19 protein-coding genes, 1 tRNA gene and 1 pseudogene are annotated in these 23,511 nt (G+C 66.5%); 12 read left to right on the forward strand and 9 right to left on the reverse strand.

What is annotated here, in order from left to right; all coding sequences use genetic code 11:
* A pseudogene (locus AC07OA_RS15220) lies at positions 1-374 on the reverse strand (hypothetical protein); the annotation flags it as partial.
* A gap of 208 nt (positions 375-582) precedes the next feature.
* On the opposite strand from AC07OA_RS15220, the gene AC07OA_RS15225 reads away from it, so the two are divergent.
* A complete protein-coding gene (locus AC07OA_RS15225; RefSeq protein WP_494664982.1) occupies positions 583-1,008 on the forward strand; it encodes an endonuclease domain-containing protein in 426 nt (141 codons plus the stop codon).
* On the forward strand, positions 1,005-2,504 hold the full coding sequence (gene gatB / locus AC07OA_RS15230) for an Asp-tRNA(Asn)/Glu-tRNA(Gln) amidotransferase subunit GatB (protein ID WP_494664666.1): 1,500 nt from the start codon (positions 1,005-1,007) through the stop codon (positions 2,502-2,504). The genes AC07OA_RS15225 and gatB overlap by 4 nt, the downstream gene beginning before the upstream one ends.
* Positions 2,505-2,715: 211 nt before the next feature.
* On the opposite strand, the gene AC07OA_RS15235 is transcribed toward gatB, so the two are convergent.
* Both AC07OA_RS15235 and AC07OA_RS15240 read right to left on the reverse strand, forming a co-directional pair.
* Entirely contained in the window at positions 2,716-3,075 is a 360-nt protein-coding gene (locus AC07OA_RS15235; protein WP_494664667.1) for a proteophosphoglycan 5, read from the reverse strand.
* Positions 3,076-3,253: 178 nt separating this feature from the next.
* Positions 3,254-3,793, reverse strand: coding sequence for an RcnB family protein (locus AC07OA_RS15240; RefSeq protein WP_494664668.1), 540 nt, complete (start codon positions 3,791-3,793; stop codon positions 3,254-3,256).
* Positions 3,794-3,998: 205 nt separating this feature from the next.
* Between AC07OA_RS15240 and AC07OA_RS15245 the strand changes: the two genes are divergently transcribed.
* The gene (locus AC07OA_RS15245) at positions 3,999-4,724 is read left to right on the forward strand and encodes a glutathione S-transferase N-terminal domain-containing protein (protein ID WP_494664669.1); all 726 of its coding nucleotides are present in this window, start codon (positions 3,999-4,001) and stop codon (positions 4,722-4,724) included.
* 195 nt (positions 4,725-4,919) lie between these two features.
* On the forward strand, positions 4,920-5,198 hold the full coding sequence (locus AC07OA_RS15250) for a sel1 repeat family protein (protein WP_035081619.1): 279 nt from the start codon (positions 4,920-4,922) through the stop codon (positions 5,196-5,198).
* Between the two features lie 45 nt (positions 5,199-5,243).
* On the opposite strand, the gene AC07OA_RS15255 is transcribed toward AC07OA_RS15250, so the two are convergent.
* On the reverse strand, positions 5,244-5,984 hold the full coding sequence (locus AC07OA_RS15255; protein ID WP_494664670.1) for a polysaccharide biosynthesis/export family protein: 741 nt from the start codon (positions 5,982-5,984) through the stop codon (positions 5,244-5,246).
* A gap of 85 nt (positions 5,985-6,069) precedes the next feature.
* Between AC07OA_RS15255 and AC07OA_RS15260 the strand changes: the two genes are divergently transcribed.
* From AC07OA_RS15260 to AC07OA_RS15280, 5 genes are all read left to right on the forward strand, one after another.
* The gene (locus AC07OA_RS15260) at positions 6,070-7,575 is read left to right on the forward strand and encodes a GumC family protein (protein ID WP_494664671.1); all 1,506 of its coding nucleotides are present in this window, start codon (positions 6,070-6,072) and stop codon (positions 7,573-7,575) included.
* Positions 7,576-7,844: 269 nt separating this feature from the next.
* Complete coding sequence (locus AC07OA_RS15265; protein WP_494664672.1) at positions 7,845-8,546, forward strand: P-loop NTPase family protein; 702 nt, start codon at positions 7,845-7,847, stop codon at positions 8,544-8,546.
* A 17-nt stretch (positions 8,547-8,563) separates the two neighbouring features.
* Positions 8,564-9,805 (forward strand): O-antigen ligase family protein, encoded by a 1,242-nt coding sequence (locus AC07OA_RS15270; RefSeq protein WP_494664983.1) that lies wholly within the window; start codon positions 8,564-8,566, stop codon positions 9,803-9,805.
* Between the two features lie 53 nt (positions 9,806-9,858).
* Entirely contained in the window at positions 9,859-10,218 is a 360-nt protein-coding gene (locus AC07OA_RS15275; protein ID WP_494664673.1) for a DUF1304 domain-containing protein, read from the forward strand.
* 187 nt (positions 10,219-10,405) lie between these two features.
* Positions 10,406-10,744, forward strand: coding sequence for a hypothetical protein (locus tag AC07OA_RS15280; RefSeq protein WP_494664674.1), 339 nt, complete (start codon positions 10,406-10,408; stop codon positions 10,742-10,744).
* A gap of 655 nt (positions 10,745-11,399) precedes the next feature.
* Here the strand turns inward: AC07OA_RS15280 and hfsH are convergent.
* From hfsH to hfsE, 4 genes are read right to left on the reverse strand one after another with little or no spacing between them, the layout of a single operon-like run.
* Positions 11,400-12,188 carry an oligosaccharide deacetylase HfsH gene (gene hfsH / locus AC07OA_RS15285; RefSeq protein WP_494664675.1) on the reverse strand — a complete coding sequence of 263 codons (789 nt, stop codon included), beginning with the start codon at positions 12,186-12,188 and terminating at the stop codon, positions 11,400-11,402.
* Positions 12,188-13,117 (reverse strand): polysaccharide biosynthesis protein HfsG, encoded by a 930-nt coding sequence (gene hfsG / locus AC07OA_RS15290; RefSeq protein WP_494664676.1) that lies wholly within the window; start codon positions 13,115-13,117, stop codon positions 12,188-12,190. The genes hfsH and hfsG overlap by 1 nt, the downstream gene beginning before the upstream one ends.
* Positions 13,114-14,556 (reverse strand): polysaccharide biosynthesis protein HfsF, encoded by a 1,443-nt coding sequence (gene hfsF / locus AC07OA_RS15295; protein ID WP_494664677.1) that lies wholly within the window; start codon positions 14,554-14,556, stop codon positions 13,114-13,116. The genes hfsG and hfsF overlap by 4 nt, the downstream gene beginning before the upstream one ends.
* Before the next feature lie 9 nt (positions 14,557-14,565).
* Entirely contained in the window at positions 14,566-16,083 is a 1,518-nt protein-coding gene (gene hfsE / locus AC07OA_RS15300) for a polysaccharide biosynthesis protein HfsE (protein ID WP_494664678.1), read from the reverse strand.
* 132 nt (positions 16,084-16,215) lie between these two features.
* Between hfsE and AC07OA_RS15305 the strand changes: the two genes are divergently transcribed.
* The 3 genes from AC07OA_RS15305 to AC07OA_RS15315 all read left to right on the forward strand — a co-directional run bounded on the left by AC07OA_RS15305 (position 16,216) and on the right by AC07OA_RS15315 (position 20,421).
* Positions 16,216-16,306: transfer RNA gene (locus tag AC07OA_RS15305), tRNA-Ser, on the forward strand.
* Positions 16,307-16,775: 469 nt separating this feature from the next.
* On the forward strand, positions 16,776-18,032 hold the full coding sequence (locus AC07OA_RS15310; protein WP_494664679.1) for a tyrosine-type recombinase/integrase: 1,257 nt from the start codon (positions 16,776-16,778) through the stop codon (positions 18,030-18,032).
* A gap of 286 nt (positions 18,033-18,318) precedes the next feature.
* Entirely contained in the window at positions 18,319-20,421 is a 2,103-nt protein-coding gene (locus AC07OA_RS15315) for a DUF4238 domain-containing protein (protein ID WP_494664680.1), read from the forward strand.
* A 63-nt stretch (positions 20,422-20,484) separates the two neighbouring features.
* On the opposite strand, the gene AC07OA_RS15320 is transcribed toward AC07OA_RS15315, so the two are convergent.
* On the reverse strand, positions 20,485-23,457 hold the full coding sequence (locus tag AC07OA_RS15320; RefSeq protein ID WP_494664681.1) for a RelA/SpoT-related domain-containing protein: 2,973 nt from the start codon (positions 23,455-23,457) through the stop codon (positions 20,485-20,487).
* Positions 23,458-23,511: the final 54 nt, after the last annotated feature.

Below are 23,511 nucleotides of genomic sequence, written 5' to 3' on the forward strand. Positions count from 1 at the left end.
CGGACGGGCTCGGCGCGGGCCACCTGGGTGGGCGCCGGCGTCGGAGCCGGGGTCTCCACGGGCGTCGCGGCGACCGGAGCCGGCATCGGCGCCGGGGGCGCGGTGGCCGGCAGCGGCGTGGCCTCGGCCACCTGGGCGGGCGGCGCGTCGGTGGTCGGGGTCTGGGCCGGTTGGCCCATCAGGCCCCAGGCCAGACCGCCTGCCGCGATGGCCAGCACCGGCAGGCCGATCAGCAGCGGCAGGTTCGACTTGCCCGAAGACTTGCTGGTGTTGGCGCGAGCATAGACCGGCGCGCTGGGAAACAGAGCCGAGGAATCGGCGCCGGCGGCGGGGGCGACATAAGGTTCAGCGTCGCTGAGGTTCAGAACAGCCATGATTTCCTCCATTGCGATAGTCGCATTCGGAGGAGTCAATGGTCTGGCTCGACGCCGGTTCCGCTCGGCGCGAAATGGTCCCGGTCCTGACAAGAAGTGGCCGTTTTTGGGGATTGCGAAAATCCACCGTTTCAGCGCCGTCTATCAAGGCGTCCCTCCCCCTTGTGGGGAGGGTGGCGGCGAAGCCGACGGGTGGGGCTTACGGCCTATGACAGTGAAACGAGCCAGGGCCTTTCGAAAGGTCATGAGCGTCCAGGAAGTTCGCCTTTGGGTCCGGCTGCGTCGCCTTAGGCCTTTGGGCTTCCATTTCCGACGACAAGCGCCCTTTCGCGCCTACATCCTCGATTTCGTCTGCTTTGATCGGCCTGTGGTGATCGAAGTGGATGGGCCTCACCACGAGGAGTATGAACAGGCCCTTCGCGACGATTTTCGCGACGAGGTTCTTCGCTACGAAGGCTTCCAAACCTTGCGCTTTTCGACCCGCAAGGTGCATGAGGAGATCGACGCCGTCATGGACGTGATTTGCCACGTCCTGGAGGCCGCAAGCCCCACCCGGCCGCTACGCGGCCACCCTCCCCATAAAGGGGAGGGACGACAACCTTCGCTTCACGGCGAAGGAGGAACCGAGACATGACCGAAACCGCCTCTTCCAAAGTGATCAAGGGTCGCACCGGCGACTGGGAAATCGTTCTGGGCCTGGAGGTCCACGCCCAGGTGGCCAGCGTGTCCAAGCTGTTCTCCGGCGCGGCCGTCGGCTTCGGCGCGGGTCCGAACCAGCAGGTCAGCCTGGTGGACGCGGCCATGCCCGGCATGCTGCCGGTGCTGAACGAATATTGCGTCGAGCAGGCGGTGAAGACGGGTCTCGGCCTGAAGGCCCAGATCAATCTGAAGAGCCGTTTCGACCGCAAGAACTACTTCTATCCCGACCTGCCGCAGGGCTATCAGATCAGCCAGTTCGACCAGCCGATCGTCGGCGAGGGCGTGGTGACCGTCGAGCGTGACGACGGCACGACCTTCGACGTGCGCATCGAGCGGCTGCACCTGGAACAGGACGCGGGCAAGTCGCTGCACGACCAGGACCCGAACGCCACCTATGTGGACCTGAACCGTGCGGGTACGGCGCTGATGGAGATCGTCTCCAAGCCCGACATGCGTACGTCCGAAGAGGCCGCCGCCTACGTCAAGAAGCTGCGCACGATCCTGGTCTATCTGGGCACCTGCGACGGAGACATGGACAAGGGCAACCTGCGCGCCGACGTCAACGTGTCGGTCTGCCGTCCGGGCGACTACGAGAAGTTCCGCGAGACCGGCAGCTTCAAGCATCTGGGCACGCGCTGCGAGATCAAGAACGTCAACAGCTACCGCTACATCCAGCAGGCCATCGAGTACGAGGCCCGTCGCCAGATCGAGATCCTGGAAGACGGCGGCAAGATCGACCAGGAGACCCGTCTGTTCGACCCGAACAAGCTGGAAACCCGCTCGATGCGGTCGAAGGAAGAGGCGCACGACTATCGCTACTTCCCCGATCCGGACCTGCTGCCGCTGGTCCTGGACCCGGCCTGGGTGAAGCAGATCGAAGACACCCTGCCGGAACTGCCGGACGCCAAGAAGGCCCGCCTGCAGAGCCAGTACGGCCTGTCGGCCTATGACGCCGGTGTGCTGATCATCGAGGCCGACCGCGCCGACTACTTCGAGGCCGCCGCCAAGGGCCGCGACGCCAAGCTGGTGTCCAACTGGGTGACCAACGAGCTGCTGTCGAAGCTGTCGTCGGGCGGCCACGAGATCGCCGCCTCGCCGCTGCCGGCTTCGGACATCGCCCAGCTGGTCGAGCTGATCGAGAACGGCACCATCTCGTCGAAGATCGCCAAGGAGGTCTTCGAGCACATGTGGGCCGGCGAAGGTCGTCCCGCCGAGATCGTCGAGAAGCGCGGCCTGGTGCAGATCAACGACACCGGGGCCATCGAAGCGGCCATCGACAAGCTGATCGCGGCCAATCCCGACAAGGCCGAGGCGGTGAAGGAAAAGCCCCAGGCCATCGGCTGGTTCGTGGGCCAGGTGATGAAGGAAACCGGCGGCAAGGCCAACCCGGCCACCGTCAACGAACTGCTGAAGAGCAAGCTGGGAATCTGAGGCCCGACGACGCCCCCTCCGTCGGCTTCGCCGACACCTCCCCCGTTGCACGGGGGAGGAGAGACGGGCGCCGCTCCTTCTCCTCACCCGCGAAGCGGGGGAGGTGGCGCGATGCGAAGCATCGTGACGGAGGAGGCGTCCTGTTCCGCACAACGACAAAGGGCCCGTCGCTCGCGCGACGGGCCCTTTTCACGTTCGGAGCGCGACGTTCCTACTTGGGCGTGTCCGAGCTGGTCTCCGGAGCAGGGGCGTCGGCGCCGGCCGGCTTCTTGTGCTTCTTGGTCTTCTTCTCGGGCTTGGCGTCGGCGGCCGGGGCGGCCGTGTCGCCCGCAGCCGGATCGGCGGCGGTGGCCGAGCTGGGCGTGCCGCTGGTGGTGGCGCTGTCTGCGGCGGGCGGGGTGGTGGTCGCGGGATCGGAGGCCGGCGGCAGCGTCGTCGAGGTCGTAGGAGCTTGCTGAGTGGTTTGCGCGGTCGGGTCGGTGGCCGGCGCGGTCTGCTGGGCCAGGGCCGATCCGGCGTAGCCGGCGGCGGTCAGGGCGAGGACGGCGGCCGAAATGCGGAGATTGATCATCGGAGCGTCTTGTTGCTGTCGCGTCGGAAAGTGACACGACCGGGACGCTGGCCCGTGAATGCGGTGGCAATAACCCCGCAATCAGGCGATGTCGCCGCATGAACGGCGCGGATAGGGCGAATGGCGACGCTTCCCCAATGTTCGGAAAGCGCCGCCAAGTCTTCGCGATTTACGCCATCTAGTTGTTGATGATGTCGAAGATCAGCCCGGTGGCGATGGCCGCCAGGACATAGTCGTTACCGGCCCGGTACCAGTAGTAGCCACGGGGCGGCGGACGCAGGCGGTAATAGCCGTAGTCGTGGATCACGTAGCCGTTGCCGCGATAGTAAGGCGGCAGGTAGCCGCCGCGACGCCAGGCGTTGTAGCCGGGGCGATAGCCCGGACGGCCGTAATAGGCCGGCGGGGGCGCGCCGTAGCTCCAGCGGTTGTTGTAGTAATAGCCGTTGTGACGGCCGCCATCCCAGCGGTTGTCGCCGCGATCCCAGCCGTTGTGGCGGCCGTTGTCATGGCGGCCGTCGTAGCCGCCTCGACCGCCGCGACCATCGCGGTCCCAGCCGCGGCCGTCATGGCGATCCCCGCCACGACCACCTCGGTCACCCCGGTCGCCGCCGCGATGATCCCAGCCGCCGCGATCCTGGGCGGACGCCTCGCTCGCGGCGACGGCCATCGGTCCGGCGACGGCGGCCACGGCGGCGATGGTGAGCAGAATACGCTTCATATCCGACGTCTCCTTACTTCGGTCCGGGGACCCGAAGATCCCCTAATCCCTCGACCTTGCAGGCAGTTTCCGCCCGCGTGGCTGAACCTGATCTGAACGGCGCCGTCAGGCTGGAGCGGAACGGCCTTGGCGGCCGGGTGCGACGCCACCATGTTGAGGCCAAGCAAAGAACGCCTTTGAACGCCTTTTGGGGGGAGCCTCGCCGATGAGCGGACCGATCGAACTCTACTATTGGCCCACCCCCAACGGTTGGAAGGTCTCCATCGCCCTGGAGGAGATGGGGCTGCCCTACGCGATGATCCCGGTGAACATCGGGGCGGGCGAGCAGTTCAAGCCCGACTTCCTGGCCATCAGCCCCAACAACCGCATGCCGGCCATCGTCGATCCCGACGGCCCGGACGGCCAGCCGATCTCGGTGTTCGAGTCCGGGGCCATCCTGCAGTACCTGGGCCGCAAGAGCGGCAAGTTTTATGGAACCAACGAGCGCGAGCGGGTCGAGATCGACCAGTGGGTGATGTGGCAGATGGGCGGCCTTGGTCCCATGGCCGGCCAGACCCACCATTTCCGCCAGTACGCCGGCTCGATCATCTCCGATCAGCGCCAGATCGCCTATGGCGCCATCCGCTACACAAACGAGACCCACCGCCTCTACGGGGTGCTGAACAAGCAGCTGGAGGGGAAGGATTTCATCTGCGGCCAATTGTCCATCGCCGACTTCATGAGCTGGCCGTGGGTTGTGCCGTGGAAAAATCAGGGCATCGTTCTGGAAGAATTTCCGCACCTGAAGGCGTGGTTCGAGCGCATGGCGGCCCGCGAGGGCGTCGATCGCGGCTTCAAGGTGGGGGCCGAATTGCGCCGTCCGGCCTTGCAAACCCCCGGAAAAGCGCAGGAAGAGGCCCGAAAGGTGCTGTTTGGCCAGCGCGCCCGTTAACCCGCTGTATACGGCGGTTTACATGCAGTAACAGGTGTTAGTGCGACGTAATGTCTCTAAAGACTTTGTGTATTCATTGCTTAGATTCATGATGTCATCGCCATTAACTGTATGTTCAGCGGCGGTGGACTTTCCTGTTCTCAGAGCCAAGCGGAGCCAGAACGGCGACCGAGGGCTGGGAAGGGAATTGAAGCCATGATGATGAGTATCGAACCGCCGGCCGCCATCCACGGGATTCCGCTGCCGACCGCCGACGCCTCGGGCGACGAACTGTTCCGCATGGGCATGCTGTACTCGACCGGTCAGGGCGGCGCGCCGCTGGACTACGTCTCGGCCCACATGCTGTTCAACCTGGCCGCCATGCGCGGTTCGGTCGAAGCCAAGGTCTATCGCAAGGAAATCTCGCAGGAGATGGCCAGCGAAGACGTCGCCGAAGCCCAGCGCCAGGCGCGCGAATGGCTGGCCCACGGCTGAACTTACGGGTTCAGCCGTCGACCTTCCTTGTAAGGGGCGACGGCTTCAGTTTCCGCTGAAGCCGTTGATCGCGTAGCTGAAATTGATCGGCAGCAGGTCGCGGAAGTACTGCTGCATGAACAGCCCCGCTTCGGACACCCCGCTGCGCGGCACATAGACCACGTCGAACCGGCGAAGCGGCACCAGATCCGTCCGCCCGTTGGTCATCCCCGTCAGCAGGTCGACCGTGCGCAGCATGGCCCGCCCGTTGGGGCCGCGACGAATGATCACCACCGACGTGCGCTTGGCCGAGGTCTTGAACCCGCCGGCCTGGATGATGGCCCGCAGCGCGTCGCTGTCGCCCGCCATGTCGTAGGCGCCGGGCGTGCCGACCTCTCCCCCCACGAACACCTTCAGAGGCGCGGTCGACTTGATCGACACCTGTGCCTGCGGTCGCAGCAGCTGGGTCGAATAGGCCTGGGTGATCGAGGCTTCCAGTTCGCCGATCGTACGGTCGGCGGCCATGACCGGACCGATCAGCGGCAAAGCGACGCGGCCGTCCGGTTGGACGATCGCGGTCTTGTTCAATTCGACCGCCGAGGGCACGGTGACCTCGACCTCGTCGCCCGGGAAGAACCGGTAGTCCGGCTCCTGATCGCTCCAGTCGGCATAGCCGATATTGGCGAAATTGGCCGTCGGACGGGCCGTGGGCGTGACCGGTTCGCGATCCACGTGGCCGCAGGCCGAAAGGCCCCCGGCCGCGAAGGGCAGGGCGAAGACCGCCGAGAGGATGGTGCGCCTGTGCATGCGACAAGTCTTAACAGGAATGGGTAACGACTCCTTAAGCGCGGTTCGCCCAGGGTGAGATCGAGATTGAACCCATCGGATTCGCATGTCGACGACGAGCGCCTGGACCAGCGTGCCGCACGACCCGCCGTCGCGTAGCGACTGGGCGGCGCGCGCCCGCTATGCGCCGACCGACTTCGTCACTTTGCTGTGGCGCGAGCGCTGGCTGATGCTGGTGGTCTTCCTGGTGCTGTTCGGCCTGGGCCTGGCCTTCTCGACCACGATGAAGAAGACCTACACCGCCAGCTCCAGCCTGTTCGTGCGCCTGGGCCAGGAATACGTCTATGAGCCCCGGGCCGGCGACGCCGCGCGGGGCGCGGTGCCGGACGTCGACCAGGTGATCCAGTCGGAATCCGAGATCCTGGGCAGCGGCGAGCTGCGCGAGCGGGTGATCCGCAAGGTCGGCTTCGGCAAGGTGTTCCCCGCCGCCGCCCACAAGTACGCGGTCGGCTCGCCCGAGCAGAAACGCAAGCTGATGGCCGAGGGGCGCGACAGTTTGGCGCGCAACCTGAAGATCGAGACCGCCCCGGACAACTCGATCATCCGTCTTTCGTATTCCAACGAGGATCCGGAAGTCGCCGAGAAGGTGCTCAACACCCTGCTCGAGGAGTACCTGATCTATCGCCGCAGCCTGCTGATCGGCGCCAGCGACAATGGGCTGGAGCGCCAGCGCGAACTGTTCACCCAGAAGCTGGCCCAGACCGACGCGGACTATCAGGCCTTCCTGTCGGGCAACGACATCGGCGACTTCACCGCCCAGAAGACCGCCTTGACCCAGCTGCAGGCCCAGGCCGAGTCCCAGAAGTACGCCACCGAGGCCCAGCTGCAGGACCGCATGGGCCGTCTGGCCGCCGTCCAGGCCGAGCTGGCCCGCACGCCGGCCGACATGGTGCTGTACCGCGACACCGACATGTCGGCCTCGACCAAGCTGGCCCAGCTGAAGCTGGATCGCGAGACCCTGCTGGCGCGCTATCGACCCGACGCCCAACCGGTCCGCGACATCGAGGCGCAGATCGCCCAGCTAGAGCAGGGCGTGGCGTCGGGTCGCACTAACGGCGAGGGCGCGCGCCGCAGCGGTCCCAACCCGATCTGGCAGACCCTGTCCTCGACCCGCAACGACCTGACCGCCGAGGTCGCGGCCCTGCAGCAGTCGCTGACCGCCTACACCCAGCAGACCCAGGACGTGAACCAGCGCCTGCTGCGTCTGGCCGAGCTGGAGCCGACCTTCAACCAGCTGTCGCGCGACCGCGACGTCTTGTCGTCCAACGTCCGCGACTTCACGGTCAAGGAACAGCAGGACCAGGCCCAGCGCCAGATGTCGGCCGAGGGCAGCGACAATATCCGCATCGTCCAGCGCGCCGTGGCGCCGTCGACGGGCAAGAGCCTGAAGAAGCCGATCATGGTGCTGGCCTTCCTGTTCGCGGCCTTCACCGCCGCCTGCGCGGGGTTGGTGCGGATGCTGCTGCGCCCCGGCCTGCAGACCCCGGCCTCGGCCTCGCGCACCCTGGGCCTGCCGGTGCTGGCCACGGCCAGCTACAAGCGGGCGGCGTAGATCGCCAACCAAACCACCCGTCATCCTCGGACTTGTTCCGAGGACCCGTGTGTCCACCTCAGCTGTCGCTGAAAGCAAAGCCGGGATCTCAACGCTCAACCGATCATCTTTCTTCGCGGTTGAAACAGGGGTCCTCGGAACAAGTCCGAGGATGACGGGGTGTAAGTGGATAAGCGCTCGGCCCAGGCCCCTGGGCGCTTTCGTCGCCTTTCACGCGAACGCGTTTGGGCCTTAAGGTAAACGGTCTTCAACGCGCGGCGATTCGGCGAATGGTGGATTTGAACGTCGAGATGGCGGAGCTGTGGGGGAGCCTTGGCGCCCCCGCGCCCGGCCGTGCGCACGTCGTCCAGTTCGTTTCCGCGCGGCGCGGGGAGGGGACCTCGACGGCCGCCCGCGAGTTCGCCCGCTTCGCCGCCAAGCGCGCCGGCCGCAAGACCTGGCTGATCGATCTGGATCTGGTCACCTCGCCGCAATACCAGGCCATCGCCGCCGATCCCGAGCGCTACGGGACGCTGGGCGCCGGCGCGCCGGCCTCGCCCGACGGTTCGGCCTTCTTCACCGTCCAGCCGCCGGCCCCCAAGCCGGGCGGCGGGGTGTGGCCCGACGCCAAGTACCTGGCCGCCCACAGCGTCGGCGGTCCGCGCTTCTGGGTGACGCGCTTCAACCGCGAGGCCCTGCGCGGCCAGCAGAAGGTGCACATCCTGCCCGGCGTCGAATACTGGGCCGCCCTGCGCCGCCACGCCGAGATCATCGTCGTCGACAGCCCGTCGGCCGACCGTTCCCAGGCCGCCCTGACCCTGGCCCAGCACATGGATCAGACGGTGCTGGTGGTCAGCGCCCAGCAGCCCGACGTGCGGCCGCCCGGCCTGCTGCGCGACGCCCTGGCCTCGGCCGGCGGTCGCACCGCCGGGGTGTTCTTCAACCAGGCCTCGGTCCAGCCGCCGAAGTTCCTGAAGGCCATTCTCCCTTGACGACGCCGAGCTACGGGGTGGCGAGCGCCGCGCCGGAACGGCTGACCTTCGTCCAGATCGCGCTGTTCGTCCTGCCAGTCCTGGCCCTGCTGATCTACAGCGCCGGCTGGGAACTGCCGCTGGTTGGCGAGAACGCCACCCCGGACGGCTCGGCCATCCTGCGGGTCGGATACCTGCCGGCCTATGCCGCCGGCTTCGCCCTGATCGCCCTGCGGCCCGGCTCGACCTTCCGGGTCGTGATCCGCCAACCGTTCCTGATGGCCCTGTTGATGATCGTGGCCGCCTCGGTGTTCTGGTCGGTCAATCCGGACCAGACGGCGCGGCGCGGTTTCGGCCTGATCTGCACCACCCTGGGCGGGCTGGCCCTGGCCGCCCGGTTCCGCTGGCCGCAACTGGCCGAGGTGGTGGCGGCGGCCTTCGCGGTGCTGATCGTGGCCTGTTTCGTGGTGTGCCTGGCCGTGCCGCGCATCGGGATCATGACCGAGCTCTTCCCCGGCGCCTGGCGCGGCCTGTGGCGCGAGAAGAACGGCCTGGGCGGCAACATGGCCTTCGGCTTCTGCATCCTGTCGGCGGCGGCCCTGCTCAATCCGAAACGGGCCCGCCTGTGGTGGACCTTCGCCGGCCTGGCCCTGGTGCTGGTGCTGATGTCCACCTCCAAGACCTCGCTGGTGTCGCTGATGCTGGGCGTGGCGGCGATCGGCTTCGTCTGGATCGCCCGGCGCGGACCGGCCCTGGGCGCGGCCGCCACCTGGACCGGCGTGACGGGCGTCGTCCTGCTGGGAGCATTCATCCTGTTCGCCTCGGACGTCTTCTTCGCGATCCTGGGCAAGGACGCCACCCTGACCGGCCGCACCAAGATCTGGGCGGCGGTGATGCGCGAGATCGAGGATCGCCCCTGGCTGGGCTACGGCTACAGCGCCGTCTGGGGCGACACCAGCGGCTGGGGGCCGTTCGCCTGGATCAGCAAGAACGCCGGCTTCCAGGCCCAGCACGCCCACAACAGCTGGCTGGAGCAGTGGCTGGGCCTGGGTCTGGTGGGGCTGGTGGCCTGGGGGCTGTTCTATCTGCAGACCATGGCCCTGGCGGTGGTCGCGGTGTTCCGCGACCGGGGTGCGCTGCTCGCCTTCCCGTTCCTGGTCGTCTACAGCCTGGTGGCGCTGACCGAGAGCATCGCGGTGGTCTACAACGACTTCCGCTGGGTGCTGTTCGTGGCCTTCGCCGCCAAGCTGGCCTTCCCGGACCGCGAGGTCGAGCGCTAAGCGTTGCTTTAAGCGACGAACCAGGTCTCACTTCCTCCGTCGGAGGAAATTCCATGCTGCTGGCCGCCCAGATCGTCACCGGGATCGTCGCCCTGATCCACATCTACATCGTCCTTCTGGAGACGGTGCTGTTCGACATGCGGGGCAAGAAGGTCTTCGGCCTGACCGACGAGGCGGCGGCCATCGTCAAGCCGGCCATGTCGAATCAAGGCTGCTACAACGGCTTCCTGGTCGCGGCCCTGGCGCTGGGGCTGTTCTGGCCCGATCCCGTGACGGCCAAGGCCTTCGCCTTCTTCGGCCTGGCCTGCGTGGCCGTGGCCGGCGTCTGGGGCGGGCTGACGGTCAAGCGCTCGATCCTGCTGATCCAGACCCTGCCGGCGGTGATCGCTTTGGCGCTGTGGTGGATCGCCTAGTCGCCCAGGATGCCGACGCGGGCGTTTCTCGGCGCCCGAAAATCGAGCAAGTCGAAAAGGCGGGGCGTACGGAGCAAGCTGCGGGATTGGCGACGGCGAGAGGCGGGGGATTCATCGGTTGGCCGCGCCGATTGAGGGATCGCGACGCGGCCTCGATTGCAGTGAGCTCGACTTGAGAGGGGAAGCCATGCGCTCCATCAGTCTTTTTGCCGTCGTCGCGGCGGCGGCGCTTTCCACCGCCGGCGCCGCCCTGGCCCAGGTCGCGCCCGAGCCGGCGCCCGTCGCTCCCCCCGCGGCTTCGGCGCCGCCCTTGAGTATCGACACGCCGATCGAGGTCCTGGTCTCGATCCCCACGGCCAAGGCGGTGCTGGACGCCGATATCCCGGGCCTGACCGAGCATCCGGCCTACGAGAAGTTCAAGGGCGAGAACCTGCGGACGCTGGCCCCCAAGTTCGGCGGCGCGATCTCGCCCAAGGACGTGGCCAAGGTGCAGGCTCACCTGGCGGCCCTGTCGCCGCCTCCCTAGGCGTCTATCCCTAGCAGATAGTGGATGGAGTTCAGTGATATCAATCACTTGAACTTTTTCGACCTAACTTATCCCCACGCTCCGGACCTCCCGTATCCTGATGTTACCTGAAAGCACGGGAAGGGCGTCCGGCCGGCGACCGAGCGGCTCTCAGGGGTGGTCGAGCGGGAAGCGCTCGTCGGTGGCCTTGAGTGGCGACTTCGCGGCGGTCCAGGGCGGGTTCCCCCAGAGGGCGAAGCCTTGGCGGCGGAGGGATCGGCGGGTTCAACAGGCAGGGGCTGAAATCGCCTCTGCGGTCCGGGACATGCCAATGTCCCGCCCGTCGGGGGCCTCCATCGGAGCGGGTTAAAAATCCGCGACCCGAAGGCTTCCGGATAACGGTCCACGCGAAGCGTCTGAACTTCGTCGAAACGGTATTCAAAACTGCAAATCATCCGGGCGAGGCCCGGGCGCTTCGCACCCTTCCCAACCAGCTCATGGCCTTTGGCGTGAGAGCATACCCACTTGCCCCCACCTGACCGCTTCGCGGTCTGTCCGCCCCCGTAGGGGGCGGAGGACGCCGCACTCACGCAGCTCTTCCCCCTATGGGGGAAGACGACCGCGAAGCGGTCCGTAGGGGGCAAGCGCGTCGCGCCGACGTCTGAAGCCGAAAAGGCTAAAGCCCGATCCGCCGCGCCCCTTCGGCGACGGTCACCACGTCGAACCCGGCCGTCAGCGCGCCGTCCACCAGACGCTCCAGCGCCGCGGTGGTGCAGCCCCATTGCGAGGGCTCCGGCGCGACGTCGTGAGTATAGAGGATCAGCCAGGCCTTGCGCCGGTGGGCCTTGTCCAGCCAATCCAGCGCCACCTGCTCGCCGTCCTCGCCCTCGATGCCGACGGCCGGGGCCTGGTTGAGATCGGCGCCGTTGGCGATCAGGCCGTGGTGCAGGGCGCGCAGGGTCTTGAAGCGGCCGGCCAGGGCCGTCTTGGCCGGTTGGCCGACGTCGCCATAGGGATAGGCGAAGCTGACCGGCTGGCCCGTGCCCCACTCGGCCAGATGCTCGGCGTTCAGCTCGATGTCGTCCAGCGTTTCCTGGCGCGAGGCCTGGCCGCAGTCGAGGTGGGAATAGGTGTGGCAGGCGATCTCGTGGCCGGCGGCATGCAGGCGGGCGGCGTCCTGGCCGGTGGCGAACCGGCCCATCGGCCCTTCGCGGCCCGTCAGGCCGGCGGCGAAATAGTAGGTGCCGCGCAGGCCCCGCGCCTCCAGCACCCGGGCTCCGGCCTCGCAGGCCGTGGCCGGAGCGTCGTCGAAGCTGAACGACACCATCGGCCGCTCCAGCTTCACCCGGGCCGGACGGCGATGGGCCAGTCGGATCAGCCGGCGACGGACCTTGCCCTTCAGGCTGCGGTCGGGCTCGTAGGCGTCGACTTTGTCGCCAATGTATTCTTGGGGGCTCGTTTGCATCAGACGGCGTCCGAATAGAGGGCGGCGCGGTAGAGCCGCAGGGCGAAGTCGCGAAGGGGAATAGGCACGGCTTCGTTGAGGGCGAAGGCCTTGAGCATCGGCCGCCAGGTCTTGCGCAGCGGCACGGACTTCAGCGCCTTGGCGACCTTGTAGCTGGGATAGGCGCTGACGACGTCGCGGTGGCCGGCCACCACGCGGGCGAAGTTGGCCGCCGACTGCTCGTACTTGGCCGCCAGGGTCGGCGCGGTGTCGAGACCCAGGTGGGTGGCCGTGTTGTCGATGTGCAGGATCGGATAGAGGCGGGCCACGCGCATGGCCCACTCCACGTCCTCCCAACCCCAGCCGGCGAAGCCCTCGTCGAAGGCCACGGTGTCGAACACGTCGCGGCGGACCAGCAGGTTGGAGGTGAAGACGTGCTTCTCGGGCTCCTTGGCCCGTTCAGGGGCCGGGGTGCAGTCGCTCTTCAGCGCCATGGCCCGGTGCAGTTCGTGCTCGGGGCGGCGCGGCGTCTGGTCCAGGGTGAACCCGCCGAAAGCCACCGGCGCGTCGTCGGCCGCCACGGCCGCCCAGCGGGCCAGGAAATCCTTGGGGTCGGGCAGCATGTCGCTGTCCAGGAACAGCAGGTGACCGCCCCGGGCGTGGCGGGCCAGGCGGTTGCGGCCCTTGGCGCGGCCCTCGTTGGGCGACAGCACGATCAGCCGGGCGGGCAGCTTCAGCTTCTCGATGCGGCCGGCCATGCGCCGGGTCAGGGCCGCGTCGCCGCCGCCGTCGTCCAGCAGCACGATCTCGGCGTCGACGCCGCGTTCGTCCAGGGCCTTGAGCAGGGCGCTGGGGTCGTCGCGCCAGGTGGGGATCAGCACCGACAGGCGCGGAGTGGCGTCCGCCCAGGCGGCGTTGTCGGTCAGGCTCTCGACGGCCGGGGCGCTCATGCGGGCTTCAACCGGCGCTGGAGGATTTGGTTCAGTCGGCCGCGCAGGCCGCCGGCGTCGAGGGCCAGCACCACCACGCCATAGACCACGGCGCCGACGCCGGCCTTGAGGATCAGCTCGACCAGGCCGCCGAAGGCCGGGATCGCCAGGACGGCGGCGGCCATCAACACGCAGGCCGCGCCGCACTTGGCCAGGCTGGCCCACGGCACGGGCAGGGGGCAGGCCCGGCGGCCCAGGATCGCGGCTCCTACGGCGCCGACGGCGTAGCTGGCGGCGGTCGACCACAGGGCGCCGTCCAAGCCGAAGCGCGGGATCAGAACCAGGTTCAGCACGACATTGGCGCCGGCCGGAATGGCCATGCAGGCGATCAGCATCATGGTCTTGCGGCCCAGGGTGAAGGCCTGCAGCAGATAGTAGGTCGTCACGCCCGACAGCCAGCCGGCCACGGCGATCCACGGCACCACCACGCTGGCCCCGGCGCTGAGCTCGGGCCCGATCATCACCTGGGCCAGGGGGCGGCCCACCAGGGCCAGGCCGACGGCGGCGGGCAGGGTCAGCAGCACCATGAAACCGGCCTGTTCCTGGGCGGCCTCTTCGAGGGCGGGCTGACCGCCGCGTTCAAACGCCGCCACCATCGCCGGCCCCCCGGCCATGCCCAGCCAGATGAACACCACGTCCAGGGTGCGCGAGCCCAGCGAATAGCCGGCGTGATAGACGCCCACCGACTGCTCGTTGAGAAAGGCGGCCAGCAGGAAGCGGTCGGTGGTCGACAGCACCAGGGCCAGGATCAGCGACAGGGCCACCGGCAGGCCGTAGGCGGCATAGGCCTTGGCCATGGTGGCGTCGTAGCGACCGCCCTTGGCGCGGCGCAGGTCGGCGGGCAGCACGAACACCAGGCACAGCAGCGAGATGGCTCCCGCGCCCAGGATCGGCGCGGCGCCGCCCAGTCCGACCAGAGTCAGGACCAGGCCCAAGGCGAAGCCGCCGACGGTCTGGACGATGTCCAGCAGGGCCGCGCCCGACACCTCGCCAGCGGCCCGGCGGCGTTCCTGCGACAGCTTGGCCAAGCTCTTGACCACCACCGTGGCCATGGCGGCCGCGATGGCCGCCTTCAGCGGCGCGGCCAGGGGCGCGAACCGCAGCACGGCCGCGGCGGCGAAGGGGACGACCAGGGCCAGGGCGATCCACAGGCGGTAGATCGTGGCGAAGTGGTCGGGCAGGCGTCCGTCGGCGTCCTGGCGGGCATGGAAGCGGGCCATCGCGGCTTCCGTCCAGGTCAGCAGGATCGTCTGGGTCAGGCTGAGGGCCGAGAAGGCCAGGGCGTAGACGCCGTACTGCTCGGGCGTCAGGACGCGGGTGAACAGCACGATGGTAAGCAGGCCCACCACGCCCTGGGCGATGTTGACCGGCAGATATCCGAGTACGCCACGCCAGAACATGTTGCGTCCCTAGCGCACCGCCGACCGGTCCCCGAGCAGGCAGGGGATGGTCATGGCGATGATGTAGAGATCCAGCCAGAACGACTGGCGCTCGATATAGTCGACGTCCAGGGCCACGCGCTCCTGCACCAGCTCGGCCGTGTCGACCGGGCCGCGCGAGCCGTTGATCGCCGCCCAGCCGGTGACGCCCGGCTTCATGCGGTGACGGTGGGCGTAGCGGGCGACCAGCTTCTCGGATTCGACGTCGCCGCTCTTCATGCCGATGGCGTGGGGGCGGGGGCCGACCATCGACATCTCGCCGCGCAGCACGTTGAACAGCTGGGGCAGCTCGTCCAGGCTGGTCTTGCGGATGAACTTGCCGACCTTGGTGACGCGGTCGTCGTCGGCGGTAACTTGGCGGGCGGCCTTGGCGTCGGCGGCCTCGTGCCGCATCGAGCGGAACTTCCAGACCAGGATCGCCTCGTTGTTGAAGCCGTGGCGGCGCTGGCGGAAGAACACCGGACCAGGGCTGTCCAGCTTGATGGCCAGGGCCACCAGCAGCATGACCGGCGCGGCGACGACCAGGCCCACGGTCCCGATGACCAGGTCCTGGGCGCGCTTGACGAAGGCCCGGCGGGCGTCGGTGGCCGCGCCCGACAGGTCGACGAAGCGAGCCAGCGAGGCGTTGCTCTGGGCCTCGCGGTTCAGGTCGACGAACAGGCTGACGGGATTGGGCAGCACCTCCAGCCGCTCGACCAGCTGGGCGACGCGGACCTGGGCGGTGGAGTTGACCGCGATGATCACGCGGTCGACGAAGGGCATGATGCGGTGGCTCAGCAGGGCGCCGGTGTCGCCCAGGACCGGCACGCCCAGCACCTGGGGCGGGGCGCGGTCGGCGCGGTCGTCGAACACGCCCAGCACGTTGACGTCGCCGGTCGCCAGGGCGGCGCGGATGAAGCGCTCGGCGTTGACCGTGGCGCCCACCACCACGACGTTGGGGGTCAGGCGGCCGTCGCGGCGGCCATGGTCGACGGCGCGCCACCAGGCGGTGTGCAGCAGCAGGGTGACGGCGGCCAGGGCCAGGCCCCAGCCGGCCAGTAGGCCGGGCTCGACCTGGGCGCGGCCGAAGATCAGCGTGGCCAGCACCACCACGATCCCGACCACCCCGAACGCGGCCAGCACCCGCAGGGCGTGACGGCCCAGGGTCTGGCGACGCGGAAAGACATAGGCTTCCAGCAGATAGAGAGCGGGCAGCAGGGCCAGGGCGCCCAGCACCATCGGCGCGAAGACGTCGGGCGTCGGGCGGGCGATCAGGACGGCGCCGGCGGTCACGGCCGCGAAGGCCAGGCCGTCCGCCACCCGGAACAGGCGGGAGAGGGCGCGGACCTGCATGCGGGCCCGGGCAGGCACCAGGCGGCCGGGGCGGAAGGGGCCGCGCCGGCCCACGCCGACGGCCTCGTCCTCCTCGATCACGCCACGCAACGCCGGCGGAGCTTCGATCTCGACGACGTCGTCGACTTGCGGCGGTTCTGCGATTGCGGACGACATGAAAGCCCCAAGCCCTTTGTAGAACAGGGTTCACAATACCGAGCCGGTCTGAGCTTCACGTTAACGCGGATTTTTCGAGACAACGCGTTGTCATCCTTCCGCGAACAGGCTATCGAACCGCTCCTCTCAGGAGGAGACGTGGCCGAGAGGCTGAAGGCACCGCTTTGCTAAAGCGGCATACTCCAAAAGGGTATCGAGGGTTCGAATCCCTCCGTCTCCGCCAATTTCCATAAACCATTGATTTTTATCAGAAATTTGATCAGGTTCGATTTCGGAGGTTCTCCGTGCGCACCAGGTAGTTGGCGTGTATTTCGAGGACCTATAACTATCTCATTTTAAAAGAAGATTTTATGATATCGCTGTTATGCAAGGTGGCGATCCGTAGGGGCTACAGCGCGATTTCTGAGAATTGAACGGCGCGTTTGGTCGTATAAAGGAATGTGGGTACGGCGCGCCTTGAGAGCGCCCTTCGTTTGAGTGCTGAAGACTTGGCATTCGCGTGGAGTGAATCTCGCGAGCTCTGTCGGTAGGCGGCTGGCCGAATTTGTCATCCCCCTTCCACAGGCGTCCGGCGTCGTCCTGGATGACCCATGAAAGCCTTAAAATATAAGGGAAAATCTCGGAAACGTGTTTGGAGGCGTCCGTCGCAATACGGCATGATCGGCGCCATGGTCGTATAAAGGAACGTAGAAATGGCGCGCGTCCTTGAGCGCCTTTCCCCCCTCCAGGTGCGCCGACTCACCGCGCCGGGGTGCTATGCCGATGGCGGTGGTTTGAGCCTGGTGATCACAGGCGAGGGCGGCCGCTCGTGGATCTTCCGCTATCAGGTCGGGGGAAAGGAGCGGCGCATGGGCCTGGGTTCGGTCCATGCCGTTTCACTATCGGCGGCGCGCGTTGCGGCCGAGGATGCGCGCCAGTTACGCGCGGCGGGTCTCGATCCCATTGATGAGCGCCGTAAGGCTGAGGCCAAGCAGATCCTGGCGAACGCCGAGAGCGTGACTTTCGATGATGCGGTGGACGGCTACATCGAGCTGAACAAGGCGGCTTGGCGCAGCGAAAAGCACCGACAGCAGTGGAAGAACACTCTGGCGACCTATGCGTCTCCGAAGATGGGCAAGCTGCCCGTCGGCGCGATCGAGACCAATCATGTGTTGTCGGTGGTGCAGCCCATCTGGTCGACCAAGGCCGAGACGGCTAGCCGGGTGCGTGGTCGTATCGAGAGCGTGTTGGACTGGGCGATCGTCCACGGCTACCGCCGGGGCGACAATCCTGCACGTTGGAAGGGTCACCTCGACAAGGTCCTCCCTGCCAAGGCCACGGTGACGACGGTTCGGCACCATGCCGCGCTGCCTTACACAGATTTGCCGAAGTTCATGAAGCGCCTGGCCGCGACCGACGGAATAGCGGCTCGGGCGCTGGAGTTCGCGATCCTGACCGCGGGGCGCACCAGCGAGATCCTGGGCGCGGATTGGAGCGAGATCGATCTGGCCAAGAAGGTGTGGATCGTGCCTGGCGAGCGGATGAAGGCCGGCCGCGAGCACCGTGTGCCCCTCAGCCCAGCCGCTATCGCCATCTTGGAGGGCATGCAGACACGCTGGCTCAAAATCCAGGCCCGACGCTGGAGGGGGAAGACGAAGACCCCCGAAGAGACCGAGCCTAGCGGACCAATTTTCTTCGGTGGGGCGGCCGGGAAACACCTTAGCAGCATGGCGCTGCTAAAGGTGGTCAAGGGTCTCGAAAGCGCGGGTCTCACAACTCACGGCTTTCGCAGCACCTTCAGCGATTGGGCAGCGGAGACTACCAACTATCCCGCCGAGATGATCGAAATGGCGCTAGCCCACACGATCACCAGCAAGGTCGAAGCCGCCTACCGGCGCGGCGACATGTTCGCCAAGCGCCATGCACTCATGGCTGACTGGGCCGCGGCCTGCGAGGCGCGAGCAGCCTAGTTGGTGGCGGAGAGGGCAAACGCTGGCGAGGGTGATGCTGGAGTTGCCGATTTTGACTTTCGCGGACCTCGGGAAGGTCCGCTTTCTGACGCCCTCGTGCGAAAGCCGATCTAAGCTCAGAACTGATTTCCGCAGATGCCCGGTAGGTTGGAGCATCCAGTGTGCATGTTAGCGAGCAATCGAGAATTCGATATCTTCAGAGGTCTGGGGCCTGGAGCTCGGGTTGCTTTAGGCCTTGGACAAAGCCGCCCCATAGCCGGCGGCGAAAAATAAAAGGAGGGGCGTCATGGCAGGAAAGCGCCAGCACTACGTGCCGCGGTTGTTGCAGCGCGGCTTCCTAACGCCTTCTCGGCCCAGCATCGAAATGACCTGGCTGCATCGTCGCGGCGCCAAGGCCAAGGATGTCAGCATTCGCGACGTTGGGGTCGGCGAGTACTTCTATTCCAGGCTTCGCGACGACGGGGTTGCGACGCTGGATGACCTGATCACCGAGCTGGAAGGCCCGCTGGACGTCGAGGTCAAGCAACTGCGCGACGGATCCGAGCGGGTCGTCGATGCGCAGGCCGCGACGCGCCTGGTGATGCACCTGACCTGGCGCACCGCCTTTTTGCGTTCAGTCTTTGCTCAAGGCGCGGGACAGATCGTCGACGCCATGGCCAATCTAATGGCGGACGCCGACGCGCTGCGCCAGCGACTGGGCGTGGACGCCGCCGAACCGGTCGACATGGTCGAGGAGGTTTTGGACGCGGCCTTGCAAAAGGCTCATATTGAGGCCCTCGGCCTGCCGCCGGCGCTGATGCGCCGGATGCTCGGCTTCATGCTGCGCGAAAACTACGAGACTTTTTACGAGCAGGTCGGTCCGTCGATGGTGGCGGAGTTACGCGCCATGCTAGCCGAAATGCCTAACCAGATGCGCGACGCGCACAACAGAGTCTTGGAAAAGGAGCAGACCGCCCCGGATCGGGAACGCGAGAACAAGTGGGAGGCGGATCTGGCGGCCATGACCTGGCGCGTCCAGGCTGTCACTGACGCCATTCTGCCTGACTGCGTGGTCCTGGCCCGTGAGGCGGGCGGCGACTTCGTGCCCTTGTTGCTGGCCGAGCGCGAGACGGTCGACCTCGTCGTCCTTCCGATCGCTCATGATCGACTGCTGGTAGGCGTGGTCGACGACGACGCGCCGGTGGATGTCGCCTTACTCAATCTGGCCAGCGCGGCCAGCAGCGACAGCTTCTTCATCACTCATCGTCCCGACGCGCACGAAGGGTTGGCGGATCTGATCGGACAGCGGTCGTCGCAGGTGGTGCGCACCCAGGTCGATCGCGCCTTGGCGGACCTTCGTTTCATGACGCCTGCGGCGATTGCAGAAAAGAAGACTGTGGCCCAGGTCCCGGAAACCGCCACCGCCGAAGCCTTCACCTACACGTTCAGCGCTAACGGCTTTGCCGACGAGGAAACGGCTCATGAGGTCAATGACGTCCTCAAGATCGTGGTCCAGGAAGTCGGACGCAGCCTGGCGCTCTCCACACTCGATGGCGTGACCTTCGCGGCGGATTTACCGGCGGCGGTGGAAGGCCTGGATCTCGGCGACCCTGATCTCGAGCCCATCAGAATCCAGCCGCGCGACTATGGCAGCGTGGTGGCCCGCACGATCGACGTCCTGCGCGACGGGCGACCCAAGACCCACATCGTTATCCACGCCGGCTTGGGGTGGCAGATGCTGTCTGAGGATCGCCACGAGCAAGTCATGGCCATCCATGTTCTGGTCTCGCAACTGGCGGACCTGGCCCATCGCGCAACGTTCGGCGCGCAGTTGGAAGGCAAATGGGCCACGCCCGCTGACGAGGTCCTGCGCTGCTTCTATCGCAGCGCCTCGGCCGCGCCGGGTCTGTACTATAGCGCTCGCGAAAGCGCGTTCATCGACCCCGCCGCCGGCGAGCGATATGCGGGCCTGGTGCGCGACAGCCTGGCGGCCGCGCGCACAGGCGTTGACCAAGCCAAGGCCGCGTTTCTGGAAGACCAAGACATGGACAAAATGTTGAGCGATATTCTGCCCAGGATTTCGCACGTTATCGGTCACGCCGCCGAGTGGCTAGGACATCGCGACGGCCTGCCAGAGCAGGACGACTTCCCCGGTTCGAGCCTGCGGGATCAGCTGCGATCCGAGGACCTTTTCGGTTGGATCGAGGTCCTTGGTCGCGATCTGCGAAATCTGCATGACGTGCAGGACCAGTTCACGCCGGCCAACATCTTCGCGCTAGGCCGCCATGTGGAGCGGCTGCTTTGGCCGATGCTGGTCTTCGCCTGGCCACTGGACGATGGATCGCCCTACATTTCAGTGTTCCGGCCGCCGTCCGAGACCACGCCGATCGCGATCGAGGTCGATGCCTAGCCCTAATGATGGCGGGCGGACTTGTGCCAGGCCACCGTCAGACCTCCCCAAAACGGGGCGGAGCTAGGCTTCGCCATAGTGTCTCTTACGCAGATTGAGCGCCTCGACCGCGCGTCGGCGCTCGCTGGCGATCTGCCGGTCGAGCGCAAGGATGTGGCCCTCGGCGTATTGGCGGACATTGGGGCGTTCGTCGGTCAGCCACGTTTGGAGCATGCCCTTCTTGACGGTGTCGGCCTCGACGAGGCCAAACTCGCCGGACAGGACTCCATGGCTATCGATCACCAGTTCGACGTCGCGCCAGACGTCTGAACCCGCTTCGGATCCGTCGACCAGCGCCCGGCAAACACGATCGATGCTCGGGTTGCCGTCATAGGCGCGCAGCGTTCGCAGGAGAAACTGGCGATCCTCGTCAGACCCGGCGGCGAAGGGGAGCAACAGAGCCTCGATCGGCGCGAGGTCAGGATAGACGTGATGAAGGAGGCGACCGCCGGAATATTCGAAATAGTCCTGGCCCTTGAACCAACCTCGGGCCTGATCGACGACGAGAACGGGATGGCCGGCAAGCGCCTCGTCGAGACGATCGATCGAAAAGGGGACGGCTTCGTAGCGCTGGCCGGCGATCCGCTGGCTCTCGGCGTCTATGCGCCGGCCCAGACAGTCCAGAGCCTTTTTGGGGTTTGCCGTCGCGATGGCCGCCAAGATCCATTCGGCATGGGTGCCCAACTTGGGGATGTCGACGAGCAAGCCGAGGATGTCGTCCGTTTCGGCGTTTGAGAGCTGCTCGGCGTAGGCGCCTTTCCACACGAACCAAGTCTGATCGACCCAGTGGACATTCGTTGGGCCCAGCCTGCGGATCGCGGGGATGAGCGCCGAGTGGATGACGCTCGGCTGCACGCCGCTGATCCTAGAGGCCGCGCTGATCAGTCGCCAGATCACCGCATCGTCCTCGCCGTCCAGAGCCTTGGCCGCACACGGCTCAAACAGGGCGATGTCATCCTTACGCTGCTCGCAGGCCGCCATAATCGGAATCAGATGGCGTCCTTCGGCGATCCAGGCGTGGACGAGTCTGTCGGCGTCGGCGGCGCGCGGACTTTCCGCCAGTCCATCGAGCAAGAAGGAAAGGAAGTCGGCCAGCTCGGCGTCGAAACTCGTCAGCAGCCGAAGCGCCAGATCGGGCTTGGCCTTGCCGACGCGTTTGAGAAAGTCCTGAAAGTGAAGAAACGTCGCACCGTCGTTGGTCGGAATGGCGGCGGCGCGCGTCAGATGCGGAACGAAGCCGTCAAAGGTCGCCTCCGAGAACCCCTCGACCAATGCTGCGATCGCCGCGTCGCTCTCGCCCTGTCGGGCCTCGAAATCGAAAGTTTGACGCGCCCAGTCCGCTGGTGTGATCGCGTCGAAGCCAACCAAGGTTTTGTGGATCGCGAAATCAGGGTCGGCGTCGGTCGCGGCGTGGAAGCGTTCAAGGCCGAGCATGAGCGCGTCGCGGGCCGCTAGCAGATCCGCATTGTCCTGGTCTCCGTCCAGGACGCCGCCTTTGTTACGGTAGATATCGAACATCGCCCGTTCGATCCGGGCGCGAAAAACGGGCTCGGCCGCGAGCGCCAGGCGCGTGGCGATGTCGACCACCTGCAAGGCGTTGCGGTCAATCAGTTCGACCAACGTTCGATCGTTGCTGCCGTGATAAGGAAATTGCGCCGCCTTCAACAGGGCGGAGAACGCCGCCGGCTGGTCGGTCGCGCCGTGCGTCAACAGCAACTGGTCCAGCGCGGCGATCGCGGTCGAACGGGCCGCGGCGAGTTGATCGCTGGGACGCACGGCGCCTTGATGAAGCGTCATCGTGTTCGAGGCGCTGGTCGTTCCTTCGACCTCCGGATCGAGGATGGCCTTGGCCGCCACGATCACGATCGGGCGCCGCCTCGGATCGGCCTGCGCTTCGGCGAGTAGCGCCGCCACCTGAGTCTGGATCCACGGCCCAACCTGGTTCCAGACATGAAGGTTGTGGTTGGCGAGCAGTTCGATCGACTTGAGCGCGCGCGCCCGACCGCCCTGCGTCTGGGCCAGGTCGAAAATCACGCCGACGAAACGCCAAGTGGCGCTGACGGCCTCCTCGCCTTGGAACCGCAAAGCGTCGATGAGCGACAGGCACGCGCCGGCGACGTCGTCTTGACTGCGCCCTGGACGTGAAAAGTCCCCGTAGACGATCGGCGTCTCCGGCGTGGCCTGCGCGACGTCGATGGCCGCGCGCAGCGCCGCGCGGATCTCCGGGGCCTGCGCTTCGATATCGTCCAGATAAGGCAGGACCTGCTCGCGAAAGCCCTCGATCAGATCGTAGCGGCGGTTGTTATCGATCGCGCCTTGGATTTGTTCGAGGGGGCGCTTGTCGAACAGGGCGCGGCCCTGCTCCATGCGGCGCACGTCGTCAGAGACCTTCTGGAAATCGTAACCCGCCGGCGCCAGGTGATCCTTCATGATCTTGGCCATGCGCGCGTTGACGCTTGCGATCACTGCCGTCCCGAAGCCACCTTCGGGCGGCTTGTAGCCGATGTCGTGATGCATTTCCGACCAGGCGTGGTCGAGCGTGGTCTGCACCTGGATCTCGCACCAGCGATCGGCGAGATCGGCGTATTCTGGCAGGGCAGTCCGGTCGGCCTTCAGTTTGACGACATAGTTGTAGGAGACGAACAGGCCCGTGTCGGCGTCATCGAGCGGATAGTGGAATTTGGTGCGGTCCCAATCGATCTCGAAATTGTCCCATATGACTTGGGCGCTTGCGAACCGGGCAACGTCGTCGTTGGTGTAGAAGAGCAGTCTGCAGCCCGCGACATCCTTGGCGTGGCGTTCGACGTCGTCGTCGAGCGCGCCGCCGCGGGCCAGGATTTTCTTTTTCAGCGAAGCGGGCGCCTTGGCCCGATGCTGGATTTGCTGAACGCGAACGTCTGGCAGCGCTGCTGTGATGACGTCCAAGATCGATGCGATCGTCGCGGCGAGCCTGGCGTAAGCCGCGTGGCCGCTTGTCTCGTAGGTCGCAAAATCCATAGCGCGACTATCGCGCGATCACGCTCGGGCTGTCTATCCAGCACACGATGACGA

This window comes from Caulobacter sp. GW821-FHT09B08 (assembly GCF_059418225.1).

Excerpts from the sequence above, each read along its gene's own strand:
- AC07OA_RS15240 (WP_494664668.1), bottom strand. The coding sequence starts at position 3,793 with ATGAAGCGTATTCTGCTCACCATCGCCGCCGTGGCCGCCGTCGCCGGA.
- AC07OA_RS15250 (WP_035081619.1), top strand. The coding sequence starts at position 4,920 with ATGATGATGAGTATCGAACCGCCGGCCGCCATCCACGGGATTCCGCTG.
- AC07OA_RS15310 (WP_494664679.1), top strand. The coding sequence starts at position 16,776 with ATGGCGCGCGTCCTTGAGCGCCTTTCCCCCCTCCAGGTGCGCCGACTC.
- hfsF (WP_494664677.1), bottom strand. The coding sequence starts at position 14,556 with ATGTTCTGGCGTGGCGTACTCGGATATCTGCCGGTCAACATCGCCCAG.
- hfsG (WP_494664676.1), bottom strand. The coding sequence starts at position 13,117 with ATGAGCGCCCCGGCCGTCGAGAGCCTGACCGACAACGCCGCCTGGGCG.
- AC07OA_RS15225 (WP_494664982.1), top strand. The coding sequence starts at position 583 with ATGACAGTGAAACGAGCCAGGGCCTTTCGAAAGGTCATGAGCGTCCAG.
- hfsH (WP_494664675.1), bottom strand. The coding sequence starts at position 12,188 with ATGCAAACGAGCCCCCAAGAATACATTGGCGACAAAGTCGACGCCTAC.
- AC07OA_RS15235 (WP_494664667.1), bottom strand. The coding sequence starts at position 3,075 with ATGATCAATCTCCGCATTTCGGCCGCCGTCCTCGCCCTGACCGCCGCC.
- AC07OA_RS15265 (WP_494664672.1), top strand. The coding sequence starts at position 7,845 with ATGGTGGATTTGAACGTCGAGATGGCGGAGCTGTGGGGGAGCCTTGGC.
- gatB (WP_494664666.1), top strand. The coding sequence starts at position 1,005 with ATGACCGAAACCGCCTCTTCCAAAGTGATCAAGGGTCGCACCGGCGAC.
- AC07OA_RS15260 (WP_494664671.1), top strand. The coding sequence starts at position 6,070 with ATGTCGACGACGAGCGCCTGGACCAGCGTGCCGCACGACCCGCCGTCG.
- AC07OA_RS15275 (WP_494664673.1), top strand. The coding sequence starts at position 9,859 with ATGCTGCTGGCCGCCCAGATCGTCACCGGGATCGTCGCCCTGATCCAC.
- AC07OA_RS15315 (WP_494664680.1), top strand. The coding sequence starts at position 18,319 with ATGGCAGGAAAGCGCCAGCACTACGTGCCGCGGTTGTTGCAGCGCGGC.
- hfsE (WP_494664678.1), bottom strand. The coding sequence starts at position 16,083 with ATGTCGTCCGCAATCGCAGAACCGCCGCAAGTCGACGACGTCGTCGAG.
- AC07OA_RS15320 (WP_494664681.1), bottom strand. The coding sequence starts at position 23,457 with ATGGATTTTGCGACCTACGAGACAAGCGGCCACGCGGCTTACGCCAGG.
- AC07OA_RS15245 (WP_494664669.1), top strand. The coding sequence starts at position 3,999 with ATGAGCGGACCGATCGAACTCTACTATTGGCCCACCCCCAACGGTTGG.
- AC07OA_RS15280 (WP_494664674.1), top strand. The coding sequence starts at position 10,406 with ATGCGCTCCATCAGTCTTTTTGCCGTCGTCGCGGCGGCGGCGCTTTCC.
- AC07OA_RS15255 (WP_494664670.1), bottom strand. The coding sequence starts at position 5,984 with ATGCACAGGCGCACCATCCTCTCGGCGGTCTTCGCCCTGCCCTTCGCG.